The 996-nt window shown below is 69.1% G+C and carries 1 protein-coding gene; it reads right to left on the bottom strand.

The annotated features are described in order from the left end of the window. A partial coding sequence (locus NET02_RS16310; RefSeq protein ID WP_284058489.1) for an NAD(P)/FAD-dependent oxidoreductase occupies window positions 1–996 on the bottom strand: 996 nt, incomplete at both ends.

Raw genomic sequence — 996 nt, 5'->3', positions numbered from 1 at the left:
CTCCCGCTTTTCCATGATGTTGGTGGAGTGGCCAGCGTCCAGCCGCGCGCTCGGATCGAGGTACACCACCGCATGGTTGACCGCGATGATCGCCTCCGCCACCCCCGTCGCTATCAGCTTGAACTTGCTCGGGTACGTCACCACGTCCCCCGCCGCGTACACCCCCGGCACCCCCGTCCCCATCGTCTGCGGATCCACCACGATGCTGTTGCGCTCAACCGTCAGCCCCCACCCCTTCATCGGCCCCAGATCCGCCGCAAACCCGATCGCCACGATCATCGCCTGCGCCGGTACCACCTGCTCCTCCCCCGTCCGGGTCTGCTGCACCCTCACCTCCTCCAGCCACGCGTTCCCCCGCGCCTCCTTCACCTCGTAGAACGGGTAGTACAGCCGCACCGGCGACGCGTGCAGCGCCTGCACCGACCGCTCGTGCGCCCGAAACTTGCTCCGGTGGACCAGCGTCACCTGCCGCGCCAGCGGGTACACCGTCAGCGCCCAGTCCACCGCCGAGTCCCCCCCACCCACGATCACCACGTCCTTGCCCCGAAACGCCTCCAGATCCCGCACCAGGTAGTGCACCCCTCGCCCCTCGAACTCCCGCACCCCCGGCGCCTCCAGCCGCTTGGGCTCGAACGACCCCACCCCAGCACAGATGATCACCGTCCGCGTCCAGTGCTCCCGCTTGTCCGTCGTCAGCCGCAGCAGCCCCTCCGGCTCCACCCGCTCCAGCCCGACGACCGCCTCCTCCAGGCACGCCACCGCCCCGGTGGAGAGCGCCTGCTCCACCGCCCCCGCCACGTAGTCCTTGGCCAAGACCTTGGGAAACCCCGCCACGTCGTAGATGTACTTCTCCGGGTAGACCGCGATGAGCTGCCCCCCCAGCTCCGGCAGGCTGTCGATGATCTTCGTCTTCAGCCCGCGCATGCCCGCATAGAAGGCCGCAAACAGCCCCACCGGGCCCCCGCCGATGATCGTGACGTCGTAGACGTCCCGCTC

Source organism: Thermalbibacter longus (assembly GCF_023806485.1).
In the GTDB taxonomy this organism is placed as follows: Bacteria; Chloroflexota; Chloroflexia; order Thermomicrobiales; family Thermomicrobiaceae; genus Thermalbibacter; species Thermalbibacter longus.
The sequence above is the reverse complement of the archived record's forward strand: the minus strand, read 5'-3'. Positions and strand labels throughout refer to the sequence as shown.